We start from the raw sequence: 16,314 nt of genomic DNA, 5'->3' as shown, positions 1-16,314 counted from the left end.
TGGCGATTCGAATCGCCGAAAATCAAGCCTTGTGATTGATGACTGCGAGGTACGTGGCGATTGTATTCCACGGGCGGCCGGCAATACTTTGTAACAAATATTGGCTATCCGTTGGAAGTATATGCGACCTAGACTGTCCGGAGTAATTCGATGATATCAATAATCAGTCCATTTTGACTGTAATTCAGATATCATCATATTGACTGATGTTTCCAGCGTATAGAGAATGATGCGAGTCCATAATAACGTGGTCTCTCCATTTATAGATGTGGATATCATTATGTCATATATGGGTAATATCGTCAGTTCTGCCGGGTCTATTCAGGATCTCAACCTGGACGAAGTCGATCAGGTTTCTGGAGGTCCTCTTCCTCTCCTGGCTATTGCCTATGCGGGTATTGCCATCGACGCTGCGGTGCTGGTCATCGGTAGTGCGTGGGTGGCTGGCGTGCATACCGGATATAATGTCAACAAGAAGCAGTGACATGATTATCATGCCTATGAGGAGCATCATCGCGGTGATTGTAGCCTTGTATGTCATAATTGTCGCTGCATTGGCGGTATACGCCTTTTCCTCCGGATACATTGTTGGACAAGATTTGGCCAAAGCCGAATCGGATAGGATGTAATCATGGAAAACCAGATCATTACTCTCAATGATGGCGAGATTTCCTCGGTCAGCGGTGGTCCGCTTCCGTTGGTGGCGTTCCTCGTTGCGGGCGGCCTGGGCGTGATCGGTGCGTCGATCGCCGCCTTCAATAATGGCTATACGATCGGCAAGGATATCGCCCAGAACGAACGGCGATAGATTTTCGAGCGCCCTCTCGGAATTCGGGGTGGCGATATATCGGGAAATCCCGTCTAGACCATTTGCCGAAAGACATGATTTCCTGTGTTCCGCGTAGAAGCAATAACGCAGCACCGAGATCGACTGTCTGGCGACGTGGCGATCTCGGTGCCCGTCGCCTGGCAGGTCATCGGGTATTTCCTATTCATAAGCGTCCTTTGCGCGATTATCTTTCTGGCGCTTGCCAGTTATTCGCGCGTGGAAACGGTTACCGGCCTGATAGTGCCGGATAGGGGAATCGTGACTATTGTCGCGCCTCGCAACGGGATCGTCATGTCGATCGCGGTAAGGGACGGGCACGACATCCGCGCCGGCACCGAGCTGGCGGCCATTCGCGCGGAAGAGGATGGTGCGGACGCGGTCTCGGTCGCCGGTCGGATGGAAGCGGCGGTCGGGCACCAGGACAGCAGCCTCGCGGCGCAAATGGCGGCGGCGCGACAAGCCGCGGATGCGCAGCTGCGCCAACTCGCGGCGCAGCGCTTCGGCCTGTCGCAGGAGGTCGCGCAGCTCCAGTCGCAGATTTCCCTGCAGCGCAACCTGATCGTCTCGGCGCAAAGGGATCATGAGCGCACGCGGATGATCGCCGAGCATGGTTTCATCAGCCAACGGGATCTGCAGGTGCGGGAAGAGACGCTTCTGGTTCGGCAGCAGGGCCTGTCGCAACTGGTGCAATCCCTGGCGAGCAAGCGCGCTTCGCTGTCCGAAGTCGAGCGCAGCGCTGCCCAGGTCGAAGCCCAGGCGCAGTCGCAGCACGCCAGCCTTGCCGCAAGCCGCGCCGAAGTCGCGCGGCAGGCCGCCAGCATTGCCGGATCGCGCGCCTACACGCTGCGCGCGCCGGTTGCCGGCCGCGTGACCGCGCTGACGGCGCGGGTGGGGCAACTCGCCAGCGCCTCCGCTCCGTTGATGACGATCGTGCCGTCAGACTCGGTGCTCGATGCGCAGCTGGCAGTGCCAAGCGCCGCGATCGGTTTCATCAAGCCGGGGCAGGAGGTGCGCCTTGCCATCGATGCATTCCCGTATCAGCGGTTCGGGACGCTGAAGGGCAAGGTGCAGCGCGTCGCGTCGAGCGCGGTCGGCACGCAGACCCCCGGCGGTGCGACGATCTCGGTCTATCCGGTCACGGTGGCCCTGGAGCGGGCCGGTGTCCTCGCTTATGGCAAGCGCGAAGCGCTCGTCCCGGGCATGACGCTGACCGCGCGGATCGTCACCGAGAAGCAGTCCTTTTTGCAATGGCTCTTCGAACCGCTCTTCGCCGTGCAGCGCCGGTGACGCCGTCGATGCTTGATCTTGGCTTTCTAAGCCGTTCGCGCGTGCGCCTGGTGCGCCAGACCGAGATCGCGGAATGCGGCCTCGCCTCGCTGGCGATGGTAGCCAATTATCACGGCCTGGACGTCGATCTGGGCACGTTGCGTCGCCGCTTCGCGCCCAGTTTGCGCGGTGCCTCGCTTCGTTCGCTGATCGGTCTTGCTGACAAGATCGGCCTTACGCCGCGCGCAGTGAAGCTGCCGCTGGAGCAACTCGCCAACCTCCATGTCCCCTGCATCCTGCACTGGGACATGAACCATTATGTGGTGCTGGAACGGGTGACCGCGGGCAAGGCCCTCGTCCATAACCCGGATGGCCGGTCGTCCTGGCTGTCGATGGCGGAGGTTTCCGGGCATTTCACGGGCGTCGCGCTGGAACTGCGGCCCGGCGCGAACTTCCAGGCCGGCAGCCAGCGCGAGCGACTGCGACTTCCGCAACTCTGGCGGCGCATGACCGGGATGAAGCGCGCCCTCGCCCAGGTGCTCGTGCTAAGCCTCGTGCTGCAGATCTTCGTGCTGGCCTCGCCCTATTACATGCAGCTGGCGGTCGACAATGTCCTGCCCGCGCTCGATCGGGACCTGTTGGCGGTGCTGGCGCTCGGTTTCGGGCTGTTCACGCTCATCAATGCCGGTGCATCCCTGCTGCGTTCGTTCGTGCTCATGATCGCGGGCACGACACTTGGCTACGGACTTGCGTCGAACGTCGCGCGTCGATTGCTCCGCTTGCCGATCGACTGGTTCGAGAAGCGGCATACCGGCGATATCCTCTCGCGCTTCCAGTCCATCACCCCGATCCAGAATATGCTCACCCAGGGTGCCGTCGCCGCTATCGTCGACGGGTTGATGGCGACCCTGACCCTGGCGCTGATGGTCTGGTACAGCCCGCTGCTCGCTTTCGTCTCGGCCGTGGCGTTCGGCCTCTATGGCGTGGTTCGGCTAGTGTCCTTCTCCTTCGAGCGCGAGGCTCAGGAAGCCGCGATCATCAGCAACGGCAAGGAGCAGACGACCCTTATCGAAACCATTCGCGGCATCACGACGCTGCGGCTGTTCGGGCGGGAAGCCTTTCGCCATGCCTTGTGGCAGACACGCCTTACGGATGCGGTCAACGCCAATGTCCGGGTTGCCCGGATCGCCATCTGGCAATCGACGGCGAACCTGCTGATCTTCGGCATCGAGAACATCGTCACGATCTGGCTTGCCATCGGCTTCGTCGTCGACGGCGCCGGGTTCAGCCTTGGCATGGTGTTCGCCTATATGGCCTACAAGACGCAGTTCATTCAAAAGGCCGCCGGGCTGATCGATCAAGGCATCGCGTTCAAGATGCTCGGCCTTCATCTCGAACGGCTGTCGGACATCGCGCTTTCGAACGAAGACCGCAGCTTCGGCGTCGGCGCCGATATCGAGACGCCGCTCAAGGGCAATATCGAGCTGCGGGAGGTGTTCTATCGCTACTCGCCTTCCGATCCGGCCGTTCTCGACGGCGTCGACCTGAAGATAGGTCAGGGCGAACACATCGCGATCACCGGTCCTTCGGGTGGCGGGAAATCGACGCTGGCGAAGCTGCTGCTCGGCCTGGTGGAGCCGGACAGCGGCGAGCTATTGGTCGATGGGATGCCGCTCTCGCGTTTCGGCTACAAGAGTTTCCACAACCAGGTCGCTGCCGTCTTGCAGGAGGACAGCCTCTTTGCGGGCACGCTTTCGGACAATATCGCGCTGTTCGACGACGGGATCGACATGGAGCGCGTAATCGCCTCGGCCATGATGGCGGCGATTCACGAAGACGTCATGCGAATGCCGATGCAGTATGAAACCCTGGTCGGCGATATGGGATCCACGCTTTCGGGCGGGCAGAAGCAGCGCATCCTTCTTGCCCGGGCGCTGTATCGCCAACCCAGGATATTGATCCTGGACGAAGGCACCGCCCATCTGGACATGGCGCACGAGCATGCCGTCAATGCGGCAATCGGGGCCATGGGCATCACGCGCATCGTCATCGCCCATCGCAGGGAAACCATCGAAGCGGCGGAACGGGTCCTGCTGATGACAGGCGGCAAGCTGGTCGATCCGCGCGCGTCGGAGGGGGGCGGGCCCTTGTAGGATCCGGGCAAAGCGCGGGATGACGGGTGTGGCCGGGTTTGATAGGAGCCCAGGCGTGAAAGCGATCTCCCCCTGGGCCTCCATGCCCGAAGCCAGCCGCGGCCGCCTCCATCCTGAGCCCGGCGGCACCGCGCGGGGGCCGCGCGATGCCTTTCAGCGCGATCGCGACCGGATCATCCATTCGATCAGCTTCCGGCGCCTGCGGCACAAGACCCAGGTATTCATGGCGCCCGATGGCGATCATTTCCGCGTGCGGCTCACCCATAGCCTGGAAGTCGCGCAGATCGGCCGGGCGATCGCGCGGACCCTGGGGCTCAACGAGGACCTGACCGAGGCGCTCTGCCTGGCGCATGACATCGGCCATCCGCCCTTCGGCCATGCCGGTGAAAAGGCACTGGGCACGGCGCTGGCCGGGCAGGGCGGCTTCGACCATAATGGCAACACGCTGCGCACGCTTACCGCGATCGAGCGACCCTATCCGGCCTGGGACGGGTTGAACCTCACCTGGGACACGCTGGAGGGGCTCGCCAAGCACAATGGCCCGATCGATCACCCCGAATGGGCGCTGGCCGAGGCGGACGCTGCGTTCCCGCTGGAGCTGACGAGCTGGCCCTCGCTCGAAGCCCAGGTCGCGGCGATCGCGGACGATATCGCCTATGACAATCACGATATCGATGACGGGCTGCGTGCCGGGCTGCTCCAGCTCGACCAGCTCTTCGAGGTGCCGATGATCGCCGCGGGCTGGCGCGAGGTGGAGGCGAAATTCCCCGGCTGCGAGCGCCGTCGCCTGATAAGCGAGCTGATCCGCGCCCAGATCGGCGCGATGGTCAACGACCTTATCGGCGCCACGCGCGCCCGTATCGCCGAGAGCGGCGTGGAGACCGTGGCGGACGTCCGTGCGGCGGGCCGGGTGCTCGCGCACTTCTCCGACGGAATGCGCGAAGCCGAACGCGGCCTCAAGCGCTTCATGTATGGCAATCTCTACCACCATCCGAGCCAACTCGCCGCGGCGGAGGCGGCCGGCACGGTGGTGGCCGGGCTGTTCGATGTCTATCGCGCCGATCCGTCGCTGATGCCCGTGCAATGGACCGAGGCACTGCCCGTCGAGGAGCCTGCCCGCGGCCGCCACATCGCCGACTTCATTGCCGGGATGACCGATCGCTACGCCATTGCGCGCTACAGGGAACGGGTCGGCCCGATCGATCTGCCCGAGGGGTTCTGACGCGCGAAAGGCCGGAGCGTCGCCGTTCCGGCCCTTGCGGCGCTCCGGTTCAGCGCGCGGCGATCTGCGCCGGCGTCCTTTCCCTGGGTGCGCGGAACGAGACGCGCGTGCCGTTCACATAGCCCTCGACCCAGCCGTTCTTCACGTTCAGGCGGAATTCGCCGCCCTTGCTGGTGCGGCCGGCAAGGACCTGGGCCTTGTCCTTCGTGGTGATCGAATAGGTATAGGTCACGCCTTCATGGGTGAAGCTGCGCTCGCCGGCGATCGCGGCCGGGGCAGTGAAGGTCAGGACGGCGGCGGCAGCCGCAAAGAGGAACTTCGACACGATCTTTCTCCTTGATTGATCAGGAGCCAGACCGGCATCCGGTTTGTTCTGTTCTTGCGTCGAAGCATGTTGCGATGCGGCAAATCCGGCAATCGCAAAGGAGACTGGCACCAGTTGCAGAGTATGCACGCGAACAAGGGACGAAAGGCGATGTCGAACCGCAACTGTGGCAAACTTCTGCGACACTTTGCGCGTAACCCGGACACATAACGGACAGGGGAGTCGCATGTCGGACGCCAGTATCGCGCTCAATCGCTTCGGTCTCGGTGCCAGGCCGGGCGAGGACGCCGGGGCCGATCCCCGCAAATGGCTCGCCGGGCAGATCGCGGGCTTCGATCCGCGCCCGCAGACGATCGCGGCACAGGTGCCGAGCACCCAGGTGGCGCGCGATCTCGCCGATTTCTACGAACGCCAGCGGCAGATTCGCCAGGCCGAGGGCCCGCGCAACCGGCAGCTGCCGCCGCAATCGCCGGCCGGGCCGGCGAAGCCCGCGAGCGCACAGCCGCCCATGGCAGGGGGCGGGGCGATGCAGGACATGCAATCCGCCGCGCCGGCGATGCAGGCCGGCATGCAGCCCGCGCCTTATCAGGGCGAGGACGCCGCGATGCTGGCGCGGCGCGAGGCACGGCGCCAGCAGCAGCAAGTCTATGTGAGCATGGTCTCCGCCCGTGCGCTGAGCGCGATCGCCACGCCCACCCCCTTCGCCGAGCGGCTCGTCCATTTCTGGGCGAACCATTTCGCCGTCTCGGCCGACAAGCTCGAACTGGTCGGGCTGGCGGGCACGATGGAGTTCGAGGCGATCCGCCCGCATGTGATGGGCCGGTTCGGCGACATGCTCAATGCGGTCGAGCGCCATCCGGCGATGCTGCTCTATCTCGATCAGGCGGTGTCGATCGGCCCCGACAGCCCCGCCGGCCAGCTCGCCGCCCGCCGGCAGGCGCGGCAGCGCGCGGGGCTCAACGAGAACCTGGCACGCGAGATCATGGAACTCCACACGCTCGGCGTGCGCACCGTCTATACCCAGGCGGACGTGACCGAGTTCGCGCGGGCGATGACCGGCTTCACCGTGGCGGGCCTCGGCCGCGGCGCCGGCGCGCGCTATGCCGGCACCGCCGATGGCGAGCCTGGAAGCTTCGTCTTTGCCCCGCGGCTGCACGAGCCGGGCACCCGCACCATCCTGGGCAGGCAATGGACGCAGGAAGGCGAGGCGCAGGCGGCTGCGGTGCTCGACCATCTCGCCACCCATCCGGCGACCGCGAAGCACATCGCGACCAAGCTCGCCCGGCATTTCGCCAGCGACGATCCTCCCGCGCCGCTGGTCGCGCGGCTGGAAAAGGCGTTCCTGAGCTCGGGCGGCGATCTGCCGACCGTCTATCGCACGCTGATCGCCTCGCCCGAATGCTGGTCCCCCCAGCCGGCCAAGTTCAAATCGCCCTGGGAATGGTCGATCTCGGCGCTGCGGGCGCTCGGCACGCAGCAGGTCCAGGCCAATGCGGTCAACGGGCTGCTGGGCCAGCTTGGCCAGCCGACCTGGAAGCCGGGGTCGCCGGCGGGCTGGGACGATGTCGCCGGCGCCTGGGCCGGGCCCGATGCAGTGATGCGGCGAGTCGAGGCTGCCGAGCGCATGGCGCAGCGCGCGCGCGATACGATCGATGCGCGGCAGCGCGCCGCGCAACTCTTCCCCGGCACGCTGAGCACCGGCACCGCCCAGTCGATCGCGCGTGCCGAAAGCCCGGGCCAGGGCCTCGCCCTGATGCTCGTCTCGCCCGAATTCATGCGGAGGTAAGCCCGATGACCGCACTTTCCCGTCGCAGCTTCGTCGCCCTTGGCGCCTCGGCCGTCTTCGCCTCCACCTTCGGCGCCCGCATGGCCTTCGCCCGTGCGGCGACCGACCGGCGCTTCGTCTTCATCATCCAGCGCGGTGCCGCCGATGGGTTGCACACGGTAGCGCCGGTGGGCGACCCCGCCTATGCGAGCCAGCGTGGCCAGCTCGCCCAGGATTTCGCCTCGGCGCCGAAGCTGGACTCGATGTTCGCGCTCCATCCGTCGATGAAGAACATCCACGGCCTCTATGGCGCGAAACAGGCGCTGTTCCTGCACGCCGTCGCCTCGCCCTATCGCGACCGTTCGCATTTCGACGGGCAGAATGTGCTCGAGACCGGCGGGACCTCCGCCTATCAGGTCAAGGACGGCTGGCTGAACCGGCTGCTCACGCTGTTGCCCGCCGACGACAAGGCGATCGCACTCGCCGCCACGGTGCCGCTGGCGCTGCGCGGGCCGGTGGAAGTGGCAAGCTATGCCCCTTCGGCGCTGCCCGACGCCTCGGACGACCTGCTGATGCGCGTCACCCAGATGTATCAGGGCGACGCCCAGCTCCACGGCATCTGGGAACAGGCGACGGCCACCAGGATGCTCACCAGCGATCTCGCGTCGGACAATGGCCGCAACGCCGCCGCCACGGGCGACCTCGCCGCCAAGATGCTGTCGGCCGAGAACGGCTCGCGGATCGCGATGATCGAGACCGGCGGCTGGGACACGCATGCCGGCCAGCGCGGCCGGCTGGCGGGCCAGCTCAACGGTCTCGACCAGATGGTCGGCGCGCTGCAGAAGGGGCTGGGCCCGTTGTGGAGCAGCACGGTGGTGCTCGTCGCCACGGAGTTCGGCCGCACGGTCAAGGTCAACGGCACGCAGGGGACCGATCACGGCACCGGATCGGTCGCGATGCTGATGGGGGGCGCCGTAAACGGGGGGCGGGTGGTCGCCGACTGGCCGGGCCTCGCCGACGCGGCGCTCTACGAGGATCGCGACCTGAAGCCGACGCTGGGGCTCGATACGGTGATCGGCTCCACGCTCGCCGCGCATTTCGACCTGACTCCGCAGATCGCGGCACGCACGCTCTTCCCCGAGGTGCAGATGGCGCGGCCGATCCAGGACCTGGTGCGGGCCTGACAACCAGCCATTAGGCCATCCACGCTATCGCTCGCCCGGATTTCCGGCAGCAAGGCGTGGGTGGCATGACCGAACTGGAGCAGATACTCTCGACCGGCGAGGGGAGACGCGCGCTCGATCGCTATTTTGCGGGGCTGATCCGCGCGCTCGATTTCGCCGCGCTCGAGACTGAGCTCGCCATGCTTCTCGAGGAGCATCCCTCCGCCTTCGCGCCGCTGTGCCGCGCCAGCATGCGCGAAAGCGTCGAGATCGTCGGCTGGGAACGCGTCCATGCCGATATCCTTGCGATGGACCGCAAGGGCAGCCGCTGTACCGCGCTGGGCATCGACCTGACCGGCCATTGGGAAGGCGAGGGCCCCGGCTTCGAAGTCTCGCTCTATGACGATGGCAGCTTCGCCTTCTCCACTGCCAGCCGCGCGGCGCTGCTGGAAGCCTCCGAAGGCCATGCCACGCCCTGGCAGGGATGTTTTGTCGAGATCGAGACTTCGCTCGAATGCCGTGGCCTCGCGCTGCTCGACGGCGCGATCCGCGCCTATCCGGGTCGGCATGCTGTTCCGAGTGACGCATTGCCGCGCGACTATGCCGGTTTCGTCATCGCCTTGTGGTGGCTCTATCTGCGCGTCCATCAGGGCGTGGCCGACGCACTCGCGCATCATGGCCTGCCCCGCGCGATGCCGGTGCTCGTCGACGAGCATGATTTCGGCCCGCAAGTAGGCGGGGTCCTCCTGTGCGAGCATGTCGCCGACAGCGCCGAGCGCAGCGCCCGCATCCTCGACGCGCGGACGGTGGAAAATCGCCTTGCCTATGATCGCCTCACCGAGCAGCTGATCATGGAAGTCCGCGAGAAGCGGGCCGTGGTCCGCAACTGGAGCTTCTGGAGCAACCGCACGCAACGCCGCAACGCGATCGAACTGCTCGAGGCGAGCGACAAGCTCATGTTCCAGGACGTCGTCTCGACGCGTGGCCAGCTGTCGGTGTGGCTGCTCTCCGATCGCGAGTTCGAAATGCTGCTCGACCGCTATCGCGAGCATCGTCGCCCGGGATCCAGCGGCGAGCAGCATCCCGATCCCGGCGAGGAGCGCACCCAACTCCATCTGATGTTCCTCCAGCACGCGCTCCAGTTCGGCGGGCGTGCCGTGCAGCGCGAGTTCCTGGCGCATCGCGGCCGCGCGGCGTGAAACGCCGATCCGGCCTTGGGGGCTGTCTTCCCATGAAAGGCGGGCCTGGATAAAGCGTTGATATCGCGGGCCTACCGGAAAACCCGGCTTTAACCTTCATGCCACAATATGCGCCGATCAAGCGTTGAGGACTGAGAGTGCCGCTGTCGCCCCGATCGCCCGGACCCTTGCGCATCGCGCTCGCTACGCTTGGCAAGTGCGCGCTCGCGCTCACCGTGTTCACGGTCATCTTCGGCGGATGGCAATGGGTCCTGGCGCGCCAGCCCCTGCCCGGGGCGTCGAACCGCCAGGGCGCATGCGTGCTGTGGTTCGTCGGCAGCTCGACGATGAGCCGCTGGTCCTCGCTTCAGGACGATCTCAAGCCCTGGATCGCGCAGAATCGCGGCATGGGCGGCGCCACGATGGCGGAGATCAACCTCCACATCGCGAACGATCAGGCGAAACGCGCGCCCCAGGCGATCGTCTATTATGCCGGCGACAACGATCTCGCCTTCGGCCGCTCGGTGGACGAGACGGTGGGGGATCTGCGCGAGTTCCTCGCCATCAAGTCCCGCCTGTTCGGCCAGACGCCGGTGTTCGTCATCTCACTGAAGCCCAGCCCCCTGCGCTGGGATCAGCGCGCCCAGCAGGATCGGTACAACATGGCCGCGCGGACGATTGCCGGGCAGCGGCCGGACGTCACCTATGTCGACATCGTGCCCTTGCTGCTCGAGCAGGGGCGGCCGGGGCCCTTCTACAGCGAGGACGGCCTGCACCTGAACGACCAAGGCTATCGGCGCTGGACGATCGCGCTGCGCCACGCACTGGACGAGAAACTGCCCCACGCCGTCCTGCAACGATGCCATAAGGAAGTTTCGTAGACCCGGATGCCTGTCGATGCCCTGCGACGAAGGTTACGACAGTATTCATACCGTTTCGTTGCCGCAAGGAACGGCTGATTAAGCAATTTGATCTAGCCAACTTCCAGTCGACTGCATCCGCAGTTGCACCGGGGGGCGAGTTTGCGAAGCGAGCGGATTGCCGGCCTGGACAATTGGCGCGCGCTGCTGATGCTGGCGGGGATATTCCTGCATGCCACCACCGTGCAGGAGATCGATCGGCCCGTGTTCGTGCTGATCGCCAAGACATCCTCCAATTTCCGGATGGGCGCCTTCTTCGCAATCGCCGGGCTGCTTAGCCTGCTCGCTATCCGCAAGCATGGCGCCGATCCCTGGCTGGCGCGCCGGAGCTTCCAGATCGGCATTCCCATGTGCTTCGGATTGCTCCTGCTCGCTCCGCTGATGAGCGCCTGCATCAGCTGGCATGCGTTCGGCACGATGATGCCGGCGCTGCCGGAGCTTGGCTGGTGGCATTTCTGGTTCCTTGTCGATCTGCTCGCCTTTGCTCCGATCACCTTCTGGCTCTTTCGCGCCGACCAGAGGCACGCGGTCTTCGCCCGGATCGATCGATGGGTGGAGCGCGATCGCCCCTCGGTGACGTTGATCGTCCTGGCGGTGGGCGTGGTCGCGACCGTCGGCGTCCTTCTCGTCGCGCGGCTGGCAAGCGTCGCGGGGGCGCTGGCCGAGCCGGTCTGGGCGGTCCACCAGGTGCTGGGCTATGCACCGCTCTATGCATTCGGCGTGATCATGGCCGGCTCGCCCGCGCTGTTCCGCCATGTGACCGCGCGTACCGGGCCGGCCTTTACCGTGCTGGCGGCGGTGTTCGCGCTTTGCCTGGCCTCGCGGCTGCTGCCCGGGGGCGGGAAGGGACTCTTCGATGGCCCGGCCAGCCCGCTCAACGTGGTGACTTCCTGCCTTTGTCCCCCGGCGGTCACCGTATTGATCCTGCGTTCGACGGTCGCGATGCGCGCGACGCCGCCGCTGTTCCGGCGGGTATCGGACGCGGCCTTTACCATCTACATGGTGCATTTCCCGATCATCCTGGCGCTCGACCTGCTGCTCGATCCGCTGCGGCTCGATCCCTATGTCTCCTATCTGCTGCTCGTGGGATCGTCGGGCTGGCTCTCCTATCTGGTGCATCGCCTGATCGTCCGGCGCTTCCCGCTCGCCGCGATGCTTCTCAACGGCGTCAATCCGGCAAGGCTGCGCGCGGCCGCTACCGAATAGGCCGCTGCCGCGAACCTCGGGAACGGCATCCTGTGCAACTTACATACGTTCTTGATTGCATGTAAATGTACGCCTAGGCTGCCGCTACCGGCGGAGACCGGCGATCGGGGAGGACCAGTTGCGCATCCGGGCCATGGGCCGGTGCGCCATGCACAAGCCAGTTTCCCGCCCGCCTCTCCGTGCGGACGAGCCGCGCGATCGACGCGGTTCGAAGGAGAAGAACAACAAGCGCAAGGAGAGGCAGATGACGAGACTATCCCGAGCGATCTGTACCATGCTGGTTTCCGCCACGGCGCTCGCCGCCGTCCTGCCGGCGTCCGCGCAATCGGTCCCCAACGCGCCGACCGGCCCGGTGGAGACGCAATATTACGCCAATGGCAGCTATGCGACGACCACGACGCGCTCCGCCGCACCCTGCGATTCCAAGGGCAATCAGTGCGATGTCTTCTATCCGTCCAACATCGCATCGCTGAACGCCCGCCTGCCGCTGGTGGTTTGGGCCAATGGCACCGGCTCCACGCCGGACAATTACACCAACTGGCTGAAGCACCTGGCCAGCTGGGGTTTCGTCGTCGTGGCGACGCGGGACCAGCAGACGGGCTATGGCAATACCGTGCTGGATTCGCTGGCCTATATGCGGGCCGAGGAAGCGAGCCCGTCCAGCCCCTTCTATCACCGCATCGATTTCGCGCATGTCGGCGCGGCGGGCCATTCGCAGGGGGCATCGGGCGCCGCCAATGCGATGTTCCACTCGAACGGAGCGATCACCACGACGGTGACGTTCGAGCTGCCGAACCAGAACTGGTGCAATCCGGCGGACAATTGCCTGCTCACGCCGACGCTGACCGACGGTTCGGGGTCGATCTTCTATGTGAGTGGCACGGCGGACAGCCTTATCGCCCCCGATACGCAGAGCGGCGGCACCCAGCTCAATTCGCAAACGGCCTATTACAACGCCACGCCGGGCACGATGCTCAAGGCCAAGGGCCTGCTGAAGGGCGCGAATCACAACGACATCACCGGTACCCCGGGATGCGGCGTGCTGGGTTTCCTCAAGGCCTGCGCCAACGGCGTCTATGGCTATATGGGCTTCCCCACCGCCTGGCTCGCCTGGCAGCTGAAGGGCGATGCGGTCGCGGGCGCCGCGTTCAAGAACGGCACCGGGGAGTTCTTCACTGCGAATGCCTGGACGGGGCGCGTCTCGAACATTCCCTGAGCCTCCGGCCCTGAACTTCTGGTCGCGCGCCGCGGTCCGGGCGGCGCGCGGCCAACCCCCATCCATGGAAGGCAGGAACATGGTTCGTACCTACTGCATCGTCGCGATTCTGGTCGTAGCGGCGGCAATTGCCGGATTTTTCGCATGGCCGCGAAGCGCGCCCGTTGCGGCCGACGCCGGCGCGGTCGTGGTGCGGCCGGCCGACGCTGCGCCCACTCCGGCGCCGGTGCCCATGGTGGAACCCGCCGCGCCGGCGCCGCAGCCGCGATCGGCGGTGGAAACCGCGATCCTCGCATCGATGGAAGACCCGCGGGCCGAGCTGCGCGATGTCGTCGTTCGGCGGGACGCCCCGCAGATCGCCTGTGGCGAGAAGCGGACTGCGCGGGACCCCGTGTTCAGGCGCTTCGTATGGCTGGGGCATCTGAAGATGCTCGCGACCGACGACGGGACGAAGGACTTCGCCAACATCGCCGCGGTCTGCCGGGAGGGGCAGCCGGTTCCCTGATCCGTCAGCCGTTCGGCAACGCGACCGGGCGCCCCCGCGAGTCGATGACGCCCGCGCTCGTCGCGCCGTCGATCAGCAGCCGCAGGAAATCGATCGAGCGCCGCATCTCCGCGGGGTTCGGCGCAAGGACCTGCGCGATCGACAGCCCGCGCACGGCCCAGACGAACAGGCGGATTCCGGCGAGCACGTCGCCATCCTCTCCGCTGCCGAACTGCTGCTTGATGGTTTCGAGCGACATCTGCTCCACCTTCGCCTGCATCGGCGTGACCAACTCGGCCAGCTCGGGATCGCTGCGCGATGCCTGGAGTATCTCGAGCACGGCCAGGCCGGAGGGCCTGCTCAGCACTTCCCAGAGCATTTCGGGCCAGTCGGAGAGGCGCGCGCCGCGGCCGGTGTCTGCCGCGATCCGTTCATAGGCGCGCTTCTCGCGCTCGTAGACGGTCCCGATCACATCGGCCATCAACTGGACGCGCGTGCCGAAATGATGGTGGAGCGCACCGCGGGTCACGCCGGCTTCCTCCGCGATCGCTTCGGTCGAGGTGCCGCTATAGCCCTTGCGGTAGAGCAATCCTATCGCGGCATCGAGCAGCGCTTCCCGCGTTTCCGCAGTGCGTTCCGCCTGTGTCCGACGCTTGCTGCCCGAAGCTGCTGCCGCCACCTTGTCCTACGTCCTTCCCGATCGCCGGTTCCGGCAAAAGCAGCCCATTTGGCGGCTCGCGGCAAGGTCCGTCAACACGCGCCGCCCCGCAGGGCGCGAGAACAGTGAAGTTCGGCCGGGGGCTGTGCAGTTTCGGCCGCATCCGCTAAGGCGCGCGCTTCCGCAACCACTGGAACCCTGAATGACGCTCTACGCACGCTTCGCCGCGCATCTGAACCTCGCTCTGGATGCGCTCGTCCTCGCCGGTGACCTGCCTGCGGGGCTGGAGCGACGTGCGGTCACCGTCGAGCCGCCGCGCGACGCCTCGCATGGAGATCTGGCCACCAATGCCGCGATGGTCCTCGCCAAGCCGGCGGGCGCCAATCCGCGTGCGCTGGCCGAGAAGATCGGCGCGGAGCTGGAGAAGCTGGACGAAGTCGCCTCGGTCTCGATCGCGGGCCCCGGCTTCATCAACCTGACGCTCACCGACGCGACCTGGCGCGGCGAGCTGATGGCGATCCTCGATGCCGGCGACGAATATGGCCGCTCCACCATGGGCGCGGGCACGACCGTGAACGTCGAATATGTCTCGGCCAATCCGACGGGCCCGATGCATATGGGCCATTGCCGCGGCGCGGTGGTGGGCGATGCGCTCGCTTCCCTGCTCGAATTCGCCGGGCACAAGGTGATCCGGGAATATTATGTCAACGACGCGGGCGGCCAGGTCGACGTGCTCGCCCGCTCTGCGCATCTTCGGTATCGGGAAGCCCTGGGCGAGGATGTGGGCGAGATTCCCGAAGGCCTCTATCCGGGCGACTATCTGAAGCCGGTCGGCGCGAAGCTGGCGGCGGAGTTCGGCGACAACTATGTCGGTGCGCCGGAGAGCGCGTGGCTCGTGCTCTTCCGCAAGGTCGCGGTCGCCGCGATGATGGACATGATCCGGGCCGATCTGGCGCTGCTCGGCATCCATCACGACCTGTTCTCGTCCGAGGCCGAGCTCCAGGCCGCGGGCAAGCCGGAACAGGCCGAGGCGTGGCTGCGCGCGCGCGGCTATGTCTATGACGGCGTGCTCGAAGCGCCCAAGGGCGAGACGCCCGAGGACTGGGAACCGGTCGAGCTGCCGCTGTTCCGCTCGACGCAGTTCGGCGACGACCAGGATCGGCCGATCAAGAAGTCGAACGGCGCCTGGACCTATTTCGGTGCCGATCTCGCCTATCACTTCCAGAAGGCCCAGTCCGCCGACGCGCTGATCGACATCTGGGGCGCCGACCATGCGGGCACCGTCAAGCGCATCGTCGCCGCGGTGCAGGCGCTCACCGGCGGCGAGACCAAGTTCGACGTGAAGCTGGTCCAGATGGTCCGCCTGCTGCGCGATGGCGAGCCGGTGAAGATGTCGAAGCGCGCGGGCAATTTCGTGACGCTTGCCGATGTCGTCCAGGAAGTCGGCAAGGATGTGGTCCGCTTCACCATGCTGACTCGCAAGGCCGATGCCCAGATGGACTTCGACTTCGCCAAGGTGGTGGAGGCGTCGAAGGACAATCCGGTCTTCTACGTCCAGTATGCGCATGCCCGCGTCGCTTCGCTCCAGCGGCGCACCGCGGAGGCGGGGATCGCCTGTGCCGATGTGAATCTGTCTCTGCTTGATACACAGGAGCTTCGGCTGGTTAAGGCCGCCGCGCAGTTCCCACGGATCGTCGAGGCAGCGGCATCGGCGCGCGAGCCGCATAGAATTGCCTTTTATCTCTATGATTTGGCGGCTGAGCTCCATAGCCTGTGGAATCTCGGCAAGGACGATGCGAGCCGCCGCTTCCTGATTCCGGATCAACCGGCATTGACATGTGCGCGGCTTTATCTGGCGCGCTCGATTGGGCAGATTGTGCGTAACGGCCTCCGCATCATGGGCGTCGAGGCTGTCCAGGAGATGTAAGG

The 16,314-nt window shown here is 65.6% G+C and carries 15 protein-coding genes; 13 read left to right on the top strand and 2 right to left on the bottom strand.

What is annotated here, in order from left to right; all coding sequences use genetic code 11:
* The first annotated feature begins 289 nt into the window (after window positions 1-289).
* The 5 genes from FHR20_RS16225 to FHR20_RS16205 all read left to right on the top strand — a co-directional run bounded on the left by FHR20_RS16225 (window position 290) and on the right by FHR20_RS16205 (window position 5,470).
* Window positions 290-484, top strand: a complete 195-nt coding sequence (locus FHR20_RS16225; protein WP_167300675.1) for a hypothetical protein — start codon at window positions 290-292, stop codon at window positions 482-484.
* Between the two features lie 147 nt (window positions 485-631).
* The gene (locus FHR20_RS16220) at window positions 632-808 is read left to right on the top strand and encodes a hypothetical protein (RefSeq protein WP_167300674.1); all 177 of its coding nucleotides are present in this window, start codon (window positions 632-634) and stop codon (window positions 806-808) included.
* Window positions 809-943: 135 nt separating this feature from the next.
* Complete coding sequence (locus FHR20_RS16215) at window positions 944-2,116, top strand: beta-barrel domain-containing protein (protein WP_341786467.1); 1,173 nt, start codon at window positions 944-946, stop codon at window positions 2,114-2,116.
* Window positions 2,117-2,124: 8 nt separating this feature from the next.
* Window positions 2,125-4,248, top strand: a complete 2,124-nt coding sequence (locus FHR20_RS16210) for a peptidase domain-containing ABC transporter (RefSeq protein WP_167300672.1) — start codon at window positions 2,125-2,127, stop codon at window positions 4,246-4,248.
* Window positions 4,249-4,303: 55 nt separating this feature from the next.
* Window positions 4,304-5,470, top strand: a complete 1,167-nt coding sequence (locus tag FHR20_RS16205) for a deoxyguanosinetriphosphate triphosphohydrolase (protein WP_167300671.1) — start codon at window positions 4,304-4,306, stop codon at window positions 5,468-5,470.
* Between the two features lie 49 nt (window positions 5,471-5,519).
* Here the strand turns inward: FHR20_RS16205 and FHR20_RS16200 are convergent, their stop codons facing one another.
* The gene (locus tag FHR20_RS16200) at window positions 5,520-5,795 is read right to left on the bottom strand and encodes a hypothetical protein (protein ID WP_167300670.1); all 276 of its coding nucleotides are present in this window, start codon (window positions 5,793-5,795) and stop codon (window positions 5,520-5,522) included.
* A 226-nt stretch (window positions 5,796-6,021) separates the two neighbouring features.
* Here FHR20_RS16200 and FHR20_RS16195 point away from each other — a divergent pair, with 226 nt between their 5' ends.
* From FHR20_RS16195 to FHR20_RS16165, 7 genes are all read left to right on the top strand, one after another.
* Window positions 6,022-7,581: a DUF1800 domain-containing protein gene (locus FHR20_RS16195; protein ID WP_167300669.1), complete on the top strand. Its 1,560-nt coding sequence runs from the start codon at window positions 6,022-6,024 to the stop codon at window positions 7,579-7,581.
* A 5-nt stretch (window positions 7,582-7,586) separates the two neighbouring features.
* Window positions 7,587-8,744 (top strand): DUF1501 domain-containing protein, encoded by a 1,158-nt coding sequence (locus FHR20_RS16190; protein WP_167300668.1) that lies wholly within the window; start codon window positions 7,587-7,589, stop codon window positions 8,742-8,744.
* A 65-nt stretch (window positions 8,745-8,809) separates the two neighbouring features.
* Complete coding sequence (locus tag FHR20_RS16185; protein ID WP_167300667.1) at window positions 8,810-9,922, top strand: hypothetical protein; 1,113 nt, start codon at window positions 8,810-8,812, stop codon at window positions 9,920-9,922.
* A 137-nt stretch (window positions 9,923-10,059) separates the two neighbouring features.
* Window positions 10,060-10,782: a GDSL-type esterase/lipase family protein gene (locus FHR20_RS16180; RefSeq protein ID WP_167300666.1), complete on the top strand. Its 723-nt coding sequence runs from the start codon at window positions 10,060-10,062 to the stop codon at window positions 10,780-10,782.
* A gap of 141 nt (window positions 10,783-10,923) precedes the next feature.
* On the top strand, window positions 10,924-12,027 hold the full coding sequence (locus FHR20_RS16175; RefSeq protein WP_167300665.1) for an acyltransferase family protein: 1,104 nt from the start codon (window positions 10,924-10,926) through the stop codon (window positions 12,025-12,027).
* A gap of 244 nt (window positions 12,028-12,271) precedes the next feature.
* Window positions 12,272-13,243, top strand: coding sequence for a poly(ethylene terephthalate) hydrolase family protein (locus FHR20_RS16170; RefSeq protein ID WP_167300664.1), 972 nt, complete (start codon window positions 12,272-12,274; stop codon window positions 13,241-13,243).
* A 79-nt stretch (window positions 13,244-13,322) separates the two neighbouring features.
* On the top strand, window positions 13,323-13,748 hold the full coding sequence (locus FHR20_RS16165) for a hypothetical protein (protein ID WP_167300663.1): 426 nt from the start codon (window positions 13,323-13,325) through the stop codon (window positions 13,746-13,748).
* A 4-nt stretch (window positions 13,749-13,752) separates the two neighbouring features.
* Here FHR20_RS16165 and FHR20_RS16160 read toward each other — a convergent pair whose 3' ends face one another.
* Window positions 13,753-14,406, bottom strand: a complete 654-nt coding sequence (locus FHR20_RS16160) for a TetR/AcrR family transcriptional regulator (RefSeq protein ID WP_167300662.1) — start codon at window positions 14,404-14,406, stop codon at window positions 13,753-13,755.
* A 181-nt stretch (window positions 14,407-14,587) separates the two neighbouring features.
* On the opposite strand from FHR20_RS16160, the gene argS reads away from it, so the two are divergent.
* A complete protein-coding gene (gene argS / locus FHR20_RS16155) occupies window positions 14,588-16,312 on the top strand; it encodes an arginine--tRNA ligase (RefSeq protein ID WP_167300661.1) in 1,725 nt (574 codons plus the stop codon).
* Window positions 16,313-16,314 lie beyond the last annotated feature (2 nt).

The sequence above is a fragment of the Sphingomonas leidyi genome, from assembly GCF_011761945.1.
GTDB classification, from domain to species: Bacteria; Pseudomonadota; Alphaproteobacteria; order Sphingomonadales; family Sphingomonadaceae; genus Sphingomonas; species Sphingomonas leidyi.
Note: the sequence above shows the minus strand (reverse complement) of the source record. Positions and strands in the feature narration are given on the sequence as shown.

Coding starts and splice junctions, on each gene's coding strand:
- FHR20_RS16225 (WP_167300675.1), top strand. CDS start 290: ATGGGTAATATCGTCAGTTCTGCCGGGTCTATTCAGGATCTCAACCTG.
- FHR20_RS16220 (WP_167300674.1), top strand. CDS start 632: ATGGAAAACCAGATCATTACTCTCAATGATGGCGAGATTTCCTCGGTC.
- FHR20_RS16210 (WP_167300672.1), top strand. CDS start 2,125: ATGCTTGATCTTGGCTTTCTAAGCCGTTCGCGCGTGCGCCTGGTGCGC.
- FHR20_RS16195 (WP_167300669.1), top strand. CDS start 6,022: ATGTCGGACGCCAGTATCGCGCTCAATCGCTTCGGTCTCGGTGCCAGG.
- FHR20_RS16190 (WP_167300668.1), top strand. CDS start 7,587: ATGACCGCACTTTCCCGTCGCAGCTTCGTCGCCCTTGGCGCCTCGGCC.
- FHR20_RS16185 (WP_167300667.1), top strand. CDS start 8,810: ATGACCGAACTGGAGCAGATACTCTCGACCGGCGAGGGGAGACGCGCG.
- FHR20_RS16170 (WP_167300664.1), top strand. CDS start 12,272: ATGACGAGACTATCCCGAGCGATCTGTACCATGCTGGTTTCCGCCACG.
- FHR20_RS16165 (WP_167300663.1), top strand. CDS start 13,323: ATGGTTCGTACCTACTGCATCGTCGCGATTCTGGTCGTAGCGGCGGCA.
- argS (WP_167300661.1), top strand. CDS start 14,588: ATGACGCTCTACGCACGCTTCGCCGCGCATCTGAACCTCGCTCTGGAT.